Source organism: Mesorhizobium sp. M1409 (genome assembly GCF_040317535.1).
GTDB lineage: Bacteria > Pseudomonadota > Alphaproteobacteria > Rhizobiales > Rhizobiaceae > Mesorhizobium.
This window is the reverse complement of record NZ_JAMYKV010000026.1, coordinates 1-14,323: the sequence shown is the minus strand read 5'-3', so window position 1 is coordinate 14,323 and position 14,323 is coordinate 1. Positions and strand designations below refer to the sequence as shown.

General features: G+C 62.3%; 16 protein-coding genes and 1 pseudogene. 14 read left to right on the top strand and 3 right to left on the bottom strand.

Annotation, left to right across the window (positions count from 1 at the left end):
- Positions 1-155: 155 nt before the first annotated feature.
- Both NKG99_RS19895 and NKG99_RS19890 read left to right on the top strand, forming a co-directional pair.
- Positions 156-920, top strand: coding sequence for a TlyA family RNA methyltransferase (locus tag NKG99_RS19895; protein ID WP_352870335.1), 765 nt, complete (start codon positions 156-158; stop codon positions 918-920).
- Entirely contained in the window at positions 917-2,158 is a 1,242-nt protein-coding gene (locus NKG99_RS19890) for a class I SAM-dependent RNA methyltransferase (protein WP_352870334.1), read from the top strand. The genes NKG99_RS19895 and NKG99_RS19890 overlap by 4 nt, the downstream gene beginning before the upstream one ends.
- A gap of 197 nt (positions 2,159-2,355) precedes the next feature.
- Here NKG99_RS19890 and tldD read toward each other — a convergent pair whose 3' ends face one another.
- From tldD to NKG99_RS19875, 3 genes are all read right to left on the bottom strand, one after another.
- Positions 2,356-3,768 carry a metalloprotease TldD gene (tldD, locus tag NKG99_RS19885; protein WP_352870333.1) on the bottom strand — a complete coding sequence of 471 codons (1,413 nt, stop codon included), beginning with the start codon at positions 3,766-3,768 and terminating at the stop codon, positions 2,356-2,358.
- Positions 3,769-3,969: 201 nt separating this feature from the next.
- The gene (locus NKG99_RS19880) at positions 3,970-4,494 is read right to left on the bottom strand and encodes an invasion associated locus B family protein (protein ID WP_352870332.1); all 525 of its coding nucleotides are present in this window, start codon (positions 4,492-4,494) and stop codon (positions 3,970-3,972) included.
- Positions 4,495-4,695: 201 nt separating this feature from the next.
- Positions 4,696-5,019 carry a hypothetical protein gene (locus NKG99_RS19875; protein WP_352870413.1) on the bottom strand — a complete coding sequence of 108 codons (324 nt, stop codon included), beginning with the start codon at positions 5,017-5,019 and terminating at the stop codon, positions 4,696-4,698.
- Here NKG99_RS19875 and coxB point away from each other — a divergent pair.
- The 12 genes and pseudogenes from coxB to rnhA all read left to right on the top strand — a co-directional run bounded on the left by coxB (position 4,937) and on the right by rnhA (position 14,187).
- Positions 4,937-5,770, top strand: coding sequence for a cytochrome c oxidase subunit II (gene coxB, locus NKG99_RS19870; RefSeq protein WP_352870404.1), 834 nt, complete (start codon positions 4,937-4,939; stop codon positions 5,768-5,770). The two genes, NKG99_RS19875 and coxB, sit on opposite strands and share 83 nt — an antisense overlap.
- A gap of 37 nt (positions 5,771-5,807) precedes the next feature.
- Positions 5,808-7,460, top strand: a complete 1,653-nt coding sequence (gene ctaD / locus NKG99_RS19865) for a cytochrome c oxidase subunit I (protein WP_023759128.1) — start codon at positions 5,808-5,810, stop codon at positions 7,458-7,460.
- Positions 7,461-7,536: 76 nt separating this feature from the next.
- The gene (locus NKG99_RS19860) at positions 7,537-8,481 is read left to right on the top strand and encodes a heme o synthase (RefSeq protein ID WP_352870331.1); all 945 of its coding nucleotides are present in this window, start codon (positions 7,537-7,539) and stop codon (positions 8,479-8,481) included.
- Positions 8,478-8,645 carry a cytochrome c oxidase system small membrane protein gene (locus NKG99_RS19855; protein WP_023759130.1) on the top strand — a complete coding sequence of 56 codons (168 nt, stop codon included), beginning with the start codon at positions 8,478-8,480 and terminating at the stop codon, positions 8,643-8,645. The genes NKG99_RS19860 and NKG99_RS19855 overlap by 4 nt, the downstream gene beginning before the upstream one ends.
- A complete protein-coding gene (locus tag NKG99_RS19850; protein WP_352870330.1) occupies positions 8,645-9,277 on the top strand; it encodes a cytochrome c oxidase assembly protein in 633 nt (210 codons plus the stop codon). Before NKG99_RS19855 ends, NKG99_RS19850 begins: the two co-directional genes overlap by 1 nt.
- Position 9,278: 1 nt before the next feature.
- On the top strand, positions 9,279-10,160 hold the full coding sequence (locus NKG99_RS19845) for a cytochrome c oxidase subunit 3 (protein WP_352870329.1): 882 nt from the start codon (positions 9,279-9,281) through the stop codon (positions 10,158-10,160).
- Between the two features lie 146 nt (positions 10,161-10,306).
- Positions 10,307-10,417, top strand: a pseudogene (locus NKG99_RS19840) (L,D-transpeptidase family protein); the annotation flags it as partial.
- Positions 10,418-10,438: 21 nt separating this feature from the next.
- The gene (locus NKG99_RS19835) at positions 10,439-10,825 is read left to right on the top strand and encodes a DUF983 domain-containing protein (protein ID WP_352870403.1); all 387 of its coding nucleotides are present in this window, start codon (positions 10,439-10,441) and stop codon (positions 10,823-10,825) included.
- The gene (locus NKG99_RS19830) at positions 10,822-11,577 is read left to right on the top strand and encodes an SURF1 family protein (protein WP_352870328.1); all 756 of its coding nucleotides are present in this window, start codon (positions 10,822-10,824) and stop codon (positions 11,575-11,577) included. Before NKG99_RS19835 ends, NKG99_RS19830 begins: the two co-directional genes overlap by 4 nt.
- A gap of 89 nt (positions 11,578-11,666) precedes the next feature.
- Entirely contained in the window at positions 11,667-12,677 is a 1,011-nt protein-coding gene (gene ispH / locus NKG99_RS19825; RefSeq protein WP_352870327.1) for a 4-hydroxy-3-methylbut-2-enyl diphosphate reductase, read from the top strand.
- A gap of 5 nt (positions 12,678-12,682) precedes the next feature.
- Complete coding sequence (locus NKG99_RS19820; RefSeq protein WP_352870326.1) at positions 12,683-13,660, top strand: homoserine kinase; 978 nt, start codon at positions 12,683-12,685, stop codon at positions 13,658-13,660.
- Positions 13,657-14,187, top strand: a complete 531-nt coding sequence (gene rnhA, locus NKG99_RS19815; RefSeq protein WP_352870325.1) for a ribonuclease HI — start codon at positions 13,657-13,659, stop codon at positions 14,185-14,187. Before NKG99_RS19820 ends, rnhA begins: the two co-directional genes overlap by 4 nt.
- Positions 14,188-14,323 lie beyond the last annotated feature (136 nt).

Below are 14,323 nucleotides of genomic sequence, written 5' to 3'. Positions count from 1 at the left end.
GTGTAGTTTTCAAAGAATGGTGGGCGTGACAGAAATACTCGCCGTCGTCTCAAGCCCAATGCTGGGCATGGTGGTAGGGATGGGAGACGAAATGCTTCCCGTCGATGCCGGGCTAGTGCCCTTGCCATCGTCGTCCGCTTTCGCCATGAAGGCCGATGACTTCACCTCTGCCAGCCAGCGCACGCCAGCGGCTCGACGACTTGCTCGTCCAGCGCGGGCTGTTTGCCAGCCGCTCGCGTGCCCGCGACGCGGTCGAACGCGGCACGGTGACTGTCGACGGCGTCCTTGCCCGCAAGCCCGGTCAGAGCGTTTCGCCGCAATGTCTCATCGCCATCGATGATCCGGCGCAAGGCTATGTGTCGCGCGCGGCGCTCAAGCTGATCGGCGGGCTCGACCATTTCGGCCTCGATCCCGCCGGCTGTGAGGCACTCGACATCGGAGCCTCGACCGGCGGCTTCACCCAGGTTCTGCTGGAGCGCGGCGCTGCCCACGTCACCGCCATCGATGTCGGGCATGGTCAGGTGCACCCTGATGTCGGGGGAGATCCGCGTGTGACGGTGATCGAAGGTCTGAACGCACGCGATCTCACCGTCGCCGATCTTGGCGGTCGTATTCCGGATTTCATCGTTTCCGATGTCAGCTTCATATCGTTGAAGCTGGCGATGCCGCCGGCGCTTGGCCTTGCGAAAGCTGGCGCCAAGGCCATGTTTCTGGTCAAGCCGCAATTCGAGGCTGGTCGCGAAGCGATCGGCAAGGGTGGTCTGTTGAAAGATCCCTACAATGCCTCCCGTGTCGCCGGCCTGCTGCAGGATTGGCTGGACGCCGTTCCCGGCTGGCGCGCGCTCGGGCTGCATTTGTCGCCGATCGAGGGCGGCGACGGCAATCGCGAATTCCTGCTCGGTGGGATCAAGGATCGATGAGCGCGCGCTTCAGCATCAGGAAACTTGGCGCCCAGGGCGACGGCATCGCCGAGACCGAGACAGGCGATCTGTTCATCCCCTTCACACTGCCCGGCGAAACGGTCACCGCCGCGCGCGAAAGGGATCGCGCCATGCTGATGGCGGTGCTGGAAGCCTCGCCGCTGCGCATCGATCCCGCCTGCCGCCATTTCACCGAATGCGGCGGCTGCGCCCTCCAGCATTTCGAAGCCGAAGCCTATCGCCAGTGGAAACGCGAAAAGGTGGTGCACGCCCTGAAGGGCAAAGGCATCGATTGTGAGATCGGCGAACTGGTCGCCTGCGCGCCGCACACCCGCCGCCGTGTCGTGCTTGCCGCCCGGCGCACCGACACGGGCATGCTGCTCGGCTTCTATCGGCATCTGTCGCCGGAGATCATCTCCATCGAGGAATGCCCGATCTCGCTGCCGGAGATCGTCGCCGCGTTCGATCGCTTGAAGGCACTCGCTGAATTGGTCTGCGCCACCACCAAATCGTTCCGCATGGCGGTCACCGTGACCGGTTCGGGGCTCGATGTCGCGGTCTATGAGTCAGGCAAACTGGGCGAGAACCAACGTCGGGTCGCCTCCAACTTCGTCATGGCCCGGGGATTTGCCCGGCTTTCGATCGACGACGAGATCGTCATCGAACCCAAAAAGCCGGTGGTTAAGTTCGGCGGCGTGGCCGTCGCCATTCCACCGGGCGCCTTCCTGCAGGCGACCGAGGCCGCCGAACAGGCGATGGCCGATATCGTCGGCGGACATCTGAAGCGTGCCAAGAAGGTAGCGGATCTTTTCGCCGGTTGCGGCAGCTTTGCCTTGCGGCTAGCGACCAAATCGGAAGTCCATGCGGTGGAAGGTGATGCGGCGTCCCTTTCGGCACTCGACCGAGGATCGCGCTTCGCGACCGGGCTGAAGCGGGTGACGGGCGAACGCCGCGACCTGTTCCGCCGACCGCTGACATTCAAGGAATTGAATGCCTTCGACGGCTTGGTGTTCGACCCCCCACGGGCGGGCGCCGAGGACCAGTCGAAGCAGATCGCCCGTTCGGATGTTCCCTACGTTGCCGCGGTGTCCTGCAATCCGGTGACGCTCGCCAGGGATTTGCGCATCCTCATCGACGGCGGCTACACCTTGAAAAGCGTGACGCCGATCGACCAGTTTCTGTGGTCGCCACATGTCGAGGCGGTGGCGCTGCTGGAGAAGCCGAAACGGCGACGGTAGATCATTCGCTGGTTTGGCGACGCCGTGCTTCCGCGAGCACGCCCGTTTCCATTTCTCTCAGTGTTTTCGACTTGCCTCTGTTGGGCAGCGACCCGAACACATCCTCCGGTCGCGTTGGGGGAAAGACCGGAGCAGGCCGTGTGACCTGATCGTCGGTTGAATTGGAGGCAACGGACTTTTCTCCAGTGGCCATCGCATCAGACCCTGGTGCCGCCGACCGTCATCTGATTCATGCGCAGATGTGGCTGGCCGACGCCGACCGGCACGCCCTGTCCGGCCTTGCCGCACATGCCGATGCCGGTGTCGAGCTTCATGTCGTTGCCGATCATCGAAACGCGGTGCATGGCATCCGGGCCGTTGCCGATCAGCATGGCGCCCTTGATCGGCTGCGTTACCTTGCCGTTCTCGATCATGTAGGCCTCGGTGCAACCGAACACGAATTTTCCCGACGTGATGTCGACCTGGCCGCCGCCGAAGGAGACGGCATAGATGCCGTTCTTGACCGAAGCGATGATTTCGTCCGGCTCCATGTCGCCCGCCGTCATATAGGTGTTGGTCATGCGTGGCATCGGCTGGTGGGCATAGCCTTCGCGCCGGCCGTTGCCGGTTGCCTTCATGCCCATCAGCCGGGCGTTTTGGCGATCCTGCATATAGCCGACCAGCTTGCCGTCCTCGATCAGCACGTTGCGGGCCGAAGGCGTGCCTTCGTCATCGACCGTCAGCGAACCGCGCCGCTCGGGCATGGTGCCGTCGTCAACGACGGTGACACCTTTGGCGGCGACCTGCTGGCCCAGCAGGCCGGCGAAGGCTGAAGTCTTCTTGCGGTTGAAGTCGCCCTCCAGCCCATGGCCGACGGCCTCGTGCAGCATGACGCCCGGCCAGCCGCTGGACAACACGATGTCGAAGGTGCCGGCCGGCGCTGGTATCGCCTCGAGATTGACCAGGGCTTGCCTGAGCGCCTCCTTGGCGGCGTGCTTCCAGCTGTCCTCGACCAGGAATTCGCCAAAGGCCTTGCGACCGCCCATGCCGTAGGAGCCGCTCTCCTGGCGGTCGCCATTGCCGACCACGACAGAGACGTTGATGCGGACCAGCGGCCTGATATCGCGCACCACATGGCCGTCGGCGCGCACGATCTCGACATGCTGCCAGGAGGCGGCAAGCGAGGCCGAAACCTGGCGCACGCGCGGATCCTCGGCGCGCAGCCAGGCGTCGATTTCCTGCAGCAGTTTGGCCTTAGCCTCGAAGGTGGGCGAGGGGATCGGGTTCTCGTCGCCATAGAGATGGCGGTTGGTGCGGGCGGGTGCGGCGGCAAGCGTGCCGGAATAACCACTCTTGACGGTTGAAACGGCGTCGGCCGCGCGCAGCAGCGAGGCCTCGGAAAGATCGCTGGAATGCGCGTAACCGCTGGCTTCGCCGGCGACGGCACGCAGGCCAAACCCCTGGTCGGTGTTGAAGTTGGCGGTCTTCAGCCGGCCATTGTCGAACATCAGCGCTTCGCTTTCGCTGTATTCGAGAAACAGTTCGCCGTCGTCGGCACCATTGATGGTCTCGGCGACGATCTGCTTGATGCGATCGTCTGAAATGTCGAATTGGCCGATCAGGCTGTTCATGGCGCGTCCGTTCACAGGAGGAATGGGTCTTTGCCACGATGTAGGCGCGAAGGCGCGTCGAGACAATCGTCCCGTCGCATTGCGAAGACAAATGCGTTCCGCCGACAGCTTCTCGACGTCACTTCTGGTTGATGAAGTCCTTGATGTCGCTAGCCATTGAATCCCAGTTGCAGAGCTGGGTTTCCAGCGAGTGCTAAGCTGTCAGGGCAGGGCGGCGAAACCGTCGGCGAAGCCCTTGAGATCGACGGGGATGCCGATGCCTTCTTCCGGGGTCTGGAAGACGATGAAGGTGGCCGACGTGCCGGTCTTTAGCGTGTCGAGCAGCGGCTTTTCGAGAATGACCTCGGCATAGCAGCCGTCCTGGAAGCAGCGCACGAAATAGGCGCGGCCGATATCCTTGCCGTCGACATTGAGGCCGAGCCCGTTGGGCAAAAGCACGCCGAGCGGCGCCAGCACGCGCAGGATCTCCGCCTTGTTGTCGGCGGTGCGCAGCACGACGACCGACAGCCCCATCTCCGGACGATCCTCGGCGACGACGTTCTGCATCATCACGCATTGTTCCGACGTGGCGCCAGCTGGCGTGTCGCAAATGATCGACCATGCACCGTGCGTCGAGCGGACGGTGCCGCTCGGCTGCGCGGCAGTGGCCGTGCCGGGCAGGCCCGTCGTGGACAAGGCGGCGAGAAAGATGACCTTCGCCAAGGTTCTCGAAAGCCAAGAGTTCATGACGGCTCCATTGCGAATCACGGCACTTTAAGCCGCGCCAAAGCCAAGTAAAGGATGAGACCGCAACCGGTCTGCCCTGAAAAGGCCAATCCGGCGCTTTTCCCTGCCAAATTCGCCCGAATTGCGACGCCCGGTACGAGCGGCCCGCAGGAATGCAACCGTTGGCCCAACATAGGCGATTCGGGGCCGCCGCCGTTGCCTTCAAAGGCGCATCCGGGCTTGCGCGCAAAAATGCCGCACGGTTTTGCCCGCTCCTTTCTTGCGGAGGGAAAAAGAGTATGGTTTGAACCAACTTGAGACAGTCGGGATTCCCGTCCCGGCGTTGTTCGTTATTCTCGTGGCTACAGCTGCGAGGAACTGGGAGACGATGAGGGCGATGAGAAATTTCCTGGCAAACGCCAAGTTTCCAGCAAGTGACAAGCTTCTAAGTGCTTGTGCCGCTATCACGTTTTTCGCCGGCACATCCGCCCATGCCGACCAGCCAAAAAACTGGGAGACAACCTTCCAGGCGCCGGCGACGGACATGATGCGGCAGATCGAGTGGTTCGGAAATTACACGATGTGGTTCATCGTCCCGATTACCATCCTGGTGCTGCTTCTCCTCGCCTATTGCATCGTGAGATTCCGCGCGAGTGCGAACCCGGTCCCGTCCAAGACCAGCCACAACACGCTGATCGAGGTGATCTGGACTGTCGGCCCGGTCGTCGTTCTGCTCTGCCTCGCCATTCCCTCGTTCCAGCTGCTGACCGCGCAATATACGCCGCCGGAAGAAGCAAAGCTGACCGTCAAGGCGACCGGCAACCAGTGGAACTGGGACTACGAGTACCAGACCGAGAACACGCTCTCCTTCAACTCCGCGATCCTCCAGGACACCGACCGCACCGCCGCCGGCAAGGAGGACCGCAACGAATATCCGCGCCTGCTGGCCGTCGACAACGAGATGGTGGTGCCGGTCAACACCATGACCCGCGTGCTTGTCACCGCGACCGACGTCATCCACTCCTTTGCCATGCCGTCGTTCGGCATCAAGATCGACGCCATTCCGGGCCGCACCAACGAGACCTGGTTCAAGGCGGAGAAGGAAGGCCTCTATTACGGCCAATGCTCGCAGCTCTGCGGCAAGGACCATGCGTTCATGCCGATTGCAATCCGCGTCGTCTCGGATGAGCAGTTCAAGACCTGGCTGGCGGCAGCCAAGACGGATCTGCCCGGCGCCAACAAGACGCTGATGGCCGAGGTCGACGGCCAAAACAAGGTAGCAGCCGCCGGCAACTGATGCCGCGGCCAGAAAAGATCAGGGAACGGAGCGGAACATGGCAGACGCTGCAGCTCACGACGGGCACGATCACAAGCCTTATCACGGCTGGGTGCGCTGGGTTTATTCGACCAACCACAAGGACATCGGTACGCTCTACCTGATCTTCGCGATCATGGCCGGCATCATCGGCGGTGCCTTGTCTGTCGCCATCCGCATGGAGTTGCAGGAGCCGGGCATTCAGATATTCAGCGGTCTGGCGCAGATGGTCTACGGCATGAACGGTGACGCCGCGATCGACGGCGGCAAGAGCATGTACAATGCATTCGCCACCGCGCACGCGCTGATCATGATCTTCTTCATGGTCATGCCGGCGCTGATCGGCGGTTTTGCCAACTGGATGGTGCCGATCATGATCGGCGCGCCCGACATGGCGTTCCCGCGCATGAACAACATCTCCTTCTGGCTGCTGCCGCCAGCTTTCATCCTGCTGCTCACCTCGATGTTCGTGCCGAGTGCGCCGGGTGCCTTCGGCGTCGGTGGCGGCTGGACGCTTTATCCGCCGCTGTCGACCTCGGGTCAGCCCGGACCCGCCATGGATCTGGCGATCCTGTCGATCCACATCGCCGGTGCGTCGTCGATCCTTGGCGCCATCAACTTCATCACCACCATCTTCAACATGCGCGCGCCTGGCATGACGCTGCACAAGATGCCGCTGTTTGCCTGGTCGGTGCTGATCACCGCCTTCCTGCTGCTGCTCTCGTTGCCGGTTCTGGCCGGCGGCATCACCATGCTGCTCACCGACCGCAATTTCGGCACGACCTTCTTTGCTCCCGATGGCGGCGGCGATCCGATCCTGTTCCAGCACCTTTTCTGGTTCTTCGGTCACCCGGAAGTCTACATCCTGATCCTGCCGGGCTTCGGCATCATCAGCCACGTCATATCGACTTTTTCGAAGAAGCCGGTGTTCGGTTATCTCGGCATGGCCTACGCCATGGTGGCGATCGGCGCCGTCGGCTTCATCGTCTGGGCGCACCACATGTACACGACCGGCCTGTCGCTCGACACGCAGCGCTATTTCGTCTTCGCCACCATGGTCATCGCGGTGCCGACAGGCGTGAAGATCTTCTCCTGGATCGCGACGATGTGGGGCGGGTCGATCTCGTTCAAGACGCCGATGCTGTGGGCGCTGGGCTTCATCTTCCTGTTCACCATCGGTGGCGTTACCGGCGTCCAGCTGGCCAATGCCGGCCTCGACCGCTCGCTGCATGACACCTATTTCGTCATTGCCCACTTCCACTATGTGCTGTCGCTGGGCGCGGTGTTCGCCATCTTCGCCGGCTGGTACTACTGGTTCCCGAAAATGACCGGCTACATGTACTCGCCGGTCATCGCCAACACCCACTTCTGGGTCACCTTCGTCGGCGTCAACCTGATCTTCTTCCCGCAGCATTTCCTCGGCCTCGCCGGCATGCCGCGCCGCACCATCGACTATCCGGACGCGTTTGCCGGCTGGAACTACGTGTCGTCCATCGGCTCCTATATCTCGGCCGTCGGCGTCCTGATCTTCCTCTATTGCGTGTTCGAGGCTTTCCAGAAGAAGCGGATCGCCGGTGCCAACCCGTGGGGCGAGGGTGCAACGACTCTCGAATGGCAACTGCCTTCGCCGCCGCCTTTCCACCAGTGGGAACAACTGCCGAAGATCAAGTAAGGCGGCTGCCCGCTCGAATACGAAACCGCCGGTCCGCCGGCGGTTTTGGCCAACGGAATAATGGACTTAAGTACGCATGGCCCTTGTCGACGACCCATTGATTGACGAAGCGGGCTTTCGCATGTCGGAAGCAACAGCGGGCGATTTCTTCGCCCTGCTGAAGCCGCGTGTCATGTCGCTGGTGGTGTTTACCGCCTTTGTCGGCATGGTCGCGGCACCCGTGACCATCAATCCGCTGCTGGCCGTGATCGCCATCCTGGCTATTGCCATTGGTGCTGGCGCCTCGGGCGCGCTCAACATGTGGTACGACGCCGACATCGACGCGGTGATGACCAGGACCGCCAGCCGTCCGGTGCCGTCCGGTCGCATCCAGCCGCACGAGGCGCTGAGCTTCGGTCTGGTGCTGTCGGTGCTGTCGGTGATGACGCTCGGCGTGCTGGTCAACTGGCTGGCGGCAACGCTGCTGGCCTTCACCATTTTCTTCTATGCCGTCGTCTACACGATGTGGCTGAAGCGCTGGACGCCGCAGAACATCGTCATCGGCGGTGCCGCGGGCGCCATTCCGCCGGTGATCGGCTGGGCCGCGGCGACCGGGACGGTCAGTCTTGAAAGCATTGTCTTGTTCCTGATCATTTTCCTGTGGACGCCGCCGCACTTCTGGGCTCTGGCGCTGTTCAAGTCCGAGGACTACGCCAAGGCCGGTATCCCGATGATGCCGAACGTCGCCGGACACGCTTCGACCCGTCGCCAGATCTTCGCTTACGCGTTGGTTCTGGCCCCCGTCGGTGTGCTGCCCTGGCTGCTTGGCTACACCACGCCGGTCTATGGCGTGGCCGCCGCGCTGCTCGGGGTCGGCTTTGTCTGGTATGCCTGGAAAGTGCTTGGCATGGCCGATGACGACCGAGTCATGAAACCGGCCAAGGCTCTGTTCGCCTATTCGCTGCTATATCTCTTCGCCATCTTCGCTGCCTATCTGGCCGACAGCGTCGTCGAGCGCGCGCTTGCCATGAGCGGAGCATGACCATGATCGAAGAAAAGCTCGAACTGGTCACGCTGACCGAGCGGCAGAGGAAGGCCAGACGCAACCGTTCGGTCGCCATCGGCGTGGCGTTGGCTGTGCTGGTCGTCATTTTCTATATCGCGACGATCGTGAAGTTCGGCCACAATCTGTCAGGCACGATGTGATGAGCGTCGAGACGTCCAAAAGGCCTGCCGGGAAGAACGGCAACGTCGTTGTCGCAGCCGTCTGCCTTGCCTTCTTCACCGGCATGATCGGCATGGCCTATGCCGCGGTGCCGCTCTACAAGATGTTCTGCCAGGCGACAGGCTATGGCGGCACGACGCAACGTGCCGAGAAGCAGTATGCCGGCCGTGTGCTCGACCGGGAGATCACAGTCCGCTTCGATGCCAACATCGCCGGCGTGCCTTGGGAGTTTCAGCCGGTCCAGCGCTCTATGACCATGAAGATCGGCGAGACGGTGCAAGCGCACTACAAGGCGACCAACAAGTTCGATCGCCCCGTGACCGGCCGCGCCACCTTCAATGTGCAACCGGAACTGGCAGGGCCCTACTTCAACAAGGTCGAGTGCTTCTGCTTCACCGACACGACGCTGAAGTCCGGCGAGACCCTGGACATGCCGGTCCTGTTCTACGTGGACCCCGATATCGTCAACGTGCCGGAACTGAAGGACGTGAGGACGATCACCCTGTCCTATACGATGTTCCCGGTCGAGAAGACCAAGCCGGTCGCCTCCTCGGAGCCGGCCAAGGGCAATAGCAAGACAATTTCGAATACCGAAGCAAATCTCGGGGGTTGATATGGCAGACGCGCACGCAAAACCACAGCATGACTATCATCTCGTCGATCCGAGCCCGTGGCCTTTCCTGGGATCGGTAGGAGCGCTCGTAACCGCTTTTGGCGGCGTCTGCCTGATGGAGTACCTGAAGGGCGGCAGCTTCCCGATCTTCGGCTTCAACATCGCCAATCCGTGGCTGTTCTTCATCGGCATCGTGATCGTCCTCTACACCATGTTCGCCTGGTGGTCGGACACGATCAAGGAAGCGCATGAGGGCCATCACACGCGCGTCGTGTCGCTCCATCTGCGCTACGGCATGATCATGTTCATCGCCTCGGAGGTGATGTTCTTCGTTGCCTGGTTCTGGGCCTATTTCGACGCCAGCCTTTTCGCCGGCGAAGCCCAGCAATATGCCCGCACCGCGTTTACCGGCGGCGTCTGGCCGCCGAAGGGCATGGAGGTTCTCGATCCCTTCCATTTGCCGCTCTACAACACCGTCATCCTGCTCCTGTCGGGTACCACCGTTACCTGGGCGCACCATTCGCTCATCCATGGCGACCGCAAGGGACTGATCAACGGGCTGGTGCTGACCGTCGGCCTCGGCATGCTGTTCACCATGGTGCAGGCTTATGAGTACATGCACGCTCCGTTCGCCTTCAAGGATTCTATCTATGGCGCCACCTTCTTCATGGCGACCGGCTTCCATGGTTTCCATGTCATCATCGGCACCATCTTCCTGGCTGTCTGCCTGATCCGGGCGATGAAGGGTGATTTCACCCCAAAGCAGCATTTCGGCTTCGAGGCGGCCGCCTGGTACTGGCACTTCGTCGACGTGGTCTGGCTGTTCCTGTTCGCATCGATCTACGTCTGGGGATCGGTCGGCGCGGTGGTCGAAGCCCACTGATCTAGCTTTTAGGATTTCGATTTGGGGAGGGGCGGCCGCGGCGACGTGGCCGCCTTCTTCTTTCCGGCGCAATGATCGCCGATCGATGGACGATGCGGCCGACAATTCCCTGCCATCTGCGCATTCATGCTCACGATGTTGCCGAGCTGCTTCAATTGGTCGACTGGACCGACGGCCGCATTGCGGTTACGGACTCCGACATGGACGAAATCTGGGCAATGGTGGCCGATGGCACACCGATCGAGATCGAGCGGTAAGCAATGAGCGACGACGCTTCAATGGGTGAAGATAGGGCGATCTGGCCGCCGGTTGACCCGATTTCGGCCGGCCTGCACGGCCGCTGCCCGCGCTGCGGCGAGGGGCGGCTGTTTTCCGGTTTCCTGACCGTCGGCAAGCGCTGCGTCAATTGCGGCCTCGACTATTCCTACGCCGATGCCGGCGATGGACCGGCGGTTTTCGTCATCCTGATCATCGGCTTCCTCATTGTTGGTCTGGCGCTCTGGGTTGAAGTCACGCTGAGCCCGCCGCTCTGGCTGCATCTGCTGGTCTGGATCCCGCTGGCTGTCGTGTTGTGCCTGACGGCGCTGCGGCTGATCAAGGGCGTCCTGCTTACCCTGCAATACCGCAACAAGGCGGCCGAGGGGCGGCTGGACCGCGGCGAATGAGCGAGGCGTCCATCAAAGCCGGTGGCCGCTCGCGGCCACGGACGGCATTGCTGTTCGGCCTTGGTCTGGCGCTGTTCCTGATCCTGCTGGCGCTCGGCACTTGGCAGGTCCAGCGCCTGTACTGGAAGGAAGGTCTTCTCCAGACCATCGACCAGCGCACCCATTCAGCGCCACGGCCGCTAGCCGAAATCGAGAAAGAATTCGCCGCCACCGGCGACGTCGACTACACGCCGGTCACCGTCACCGGCACGTTCCTGCATCAAGGCGAACGGCATTTCTACGCGACCTGGGAAGGCGAAGCCGGCTTCAACGTCTATACGCCGCTTGGCCTCGACGATGGCCGCTTCGTCCTGGTCAATCGCGGTTTCGTACCGTACGAGCTGAAGGATGCCGCCAAGCGCGCCAAGGGACAGGTGACGGGCAGGGTGACGATCACGGGGCTTGCCCGCAATCCGCTGCCGGCAAAGCCGTCGATGATGCTTCCCGACAATGATGTGGCGAAGAACATCTTCTACTGGAAGGACCGCGACGCGATGGCGGCGAGCGCCGGGCTGCCGGCGGGCGCCGCGCCGGTGCCGATCTTCATCGATGCCGACAAGACGCCAAATCCAGGCGGATTGCCGGTTGGCGGCGTCACCATCATCGATCTGCCGAACAGCCATCTGCAATATGCGATGACCTGGTATGGCCTTGCCGCGGCACTCGCCGCCGTGCTCATCCTGCGGCTTCGCCGTTCCGCGAAAGAGGAATGAACGCGCCCGACGCCCCCTCTCTCTACCGATGCCCTTGACAGGGCGGGGGTAGGCACCTCATTTCGGCTCTGATCAACCGGCCTGGATTCATGCTTCAAGCAACGACCAAACCACCCCTGACGATCCGGCTTTGCCAGCCGCGCGGTTTTTGCGCCGGTGTCGACCGTGCCATCCAGATCGTCGTGCTGGCGCTGAAGAAATATGGCGCGCCGGTCTATGTCCGTCACGAGATCGTGCACAACCGTTACGTCGTCGAGGGACTGCAAAGCCTTGGCGCCGTCTTCATCGAGGAGCTCTCCGAGATCCCGGCCGAACACCGGCAGTCGCCAGTCGTGTTCTCGGCGCATGGCGTGCCGAAGTCGGTGCCGGCGGATGCCCAGGCGCGCAACCTTTTCTATCTCGATGCCACCTGCCCGCTGGTGTCGAAGGTCCACAAGCAGGCAATGCGCCATCAGCGGCTTGGCAGGCATGTGCTCTTGATCGGTCATGCCGGACATCCCGAGGTGATCGGCACCATGGGCCAGCTGCCGGACGGCGCGGTGACGCTGATCGAGACCGAAGCCGATGCGGCAAAGCTCGCGCCCGCCGACCCGCGGGCGCTCGGCTTTGTTACCCAGACCACGCTGTCGGTCGAGGACACCGCCGGCATCATCCGCGCGCTGCAGGATCGCTTTCCAGCCCTGCAGGCGCCGGCGGCGGAATCGATCTGCTACGCCACCACCAATCGCCAGGAGGCGGTGAAGGAGACCGCGGCCGGCGCCGATCTCTATTTGATCGTCGGCGCGCCCAATTCCTCCAATTCGCGGCGCCTTGTCGAAGTCGCGGAACGTGCCGGTGCCTCGATGTCGCTTCTCGTGCAGCGCGCCGCCGAGATTCCGTGGAATGACATCGCCAACATTTCGACGCTTGGCCTGTCGGCCGGCGCGTCGGCGCCCGAAATCATCGTCGACGAGATCATCGATGCGTTCCGGCAACGCTTCGATGTGACGATCGACCTGGCCATCACGGCCACGGAAACGGAGGATTTTCCGGTCATGCGGGTACTGCGCGATGTCGAACTGACGCGGGCCGACATGGCCTTCGTCAATGGAGCCGCGTAGGGCACATGGCGGTCTACACCGACGTTGCGGAAGGCGAACTTGGCGCGTTCCTGAAGCACTATCCGGTCGGCGAGCTCCTGTCCTACAAGGGCATCGCCGAAGGCACCGAGAACTCGAACTTCCTGCTGCACACCTCTAGTGGCTCCTACATCCTGACGCTTTATGAAAAGCGCGTCGAGAAGGCGGATCTGCCGTTTTTCCTCGGGCTGATGAGCCATCTCGCCAACAAAGGCGTGTCCTGCCCGCTGCCGGTGACCGCGGATGACGGCAGCGTCATCGGCACGCTCGCGGGCCGGCCGGCGGTCATCATCACCTTCCTCGAAGGGCTTTCGCTGCGGCGGCCGACAGCAACGCATTGCGCCGAGGTCGGCAAGGCGCTGGCGCAATTGCATCTGGCTGGTGCCGATTTTTCGATGACGCGTCCGAATGCGCTGGCCATAGACGGCTGGCGCAAGCTCTGGAATGCGGCGCGCGATCGCGCCGACGAGGTCGAGCCGGGCCTAGCGGCCGAGGTCGATGCCGACTTCGCCGATTTCGAGCGGAACTGGCCGAAAGACCTGCCGCAAGGCATCATCCATGCCGATCTTTTCCCGGACAACGTCTTCTTCCTCGGCGAAAAGCTGTCCGGCCTGATCGATTTCTATTTCGCCTGCGACGACCTTTATGCCTACGATGTCGCCACCTGCCTCAATGCCTGGTGCTTCGAGAAGGATTTTTCCTTCAACCTCACCAAGGGCAAGGCGTTGCTTGCCGGCTATCAGAGCGTGCGTCCCCTAAGCGACCAGGAGAAGGCGGCGCTGCCGATGCTGGCGCGCGGTTCGGCGCTGCGTTTCATGCTGACCCGGCTGTACGACTGGCTGACTGTTCCGAATGGCGGGCTGGTGATGAAACGCGATCCGACCGAGTATATCCGCAGGATGCGTTTTCACCGGGCCATCAGATCTCCTTCGGAATATGGATTGGCCGAATATGGGGTGTCATGATCAAACAGGTTGAGATTTTCACCGACGGCGCCTGTTCGGGCAATCCCGGCCCCGGCGGCTGGGGCGCGATCCTGCGCTTCAACGGCACCACCAGGGAGCTTTCCGGCGGCGAGGCCGAGACGACCAACAACCGCATGGAACTTCTCGCCGCCATCTCGGCGCTGAACGCGCTGAAGGAACCTTGCTCGGTCGAGCTTCACACCGACAGCAAATATGTCATGGACGGCATTTCCAAGTGGATCCACGGCTGGAAGAGGAACGGCTGGAAGACCGCCGACAAGAAGCCTGTGAAGAACGGTGAACTCTGGCAGGCGCTCGACGAGGCCAACAGGCGCCACAAGGTCACCTGGAACTGGGTCAGGGGCCACGCCGGCCATACCGAAAACGAGCGCGCCGACGAACTCGCGCGCGAGGGCATGGCACCGTTCAAGAAAGGCTCGCTCAAGCCTGCGGCAGCGCCAAAGCCAGCCGCGCAGGCAACACAGCCTGCGGTCGCAAAGGTGCGGCGTTCGACCCAGAGCTATTGATTCCGGGAGCCGGACGGCAGTTTTACCGTTTCCGTGAAACGGTGAACTGCTCTAGAGCGGGATGATTTTAGGTTCGGTCATAGCCGGCCTCGAGGAAGTAATTTCGGCATTCGTTTGAAGTGACAATTTCGAGGGT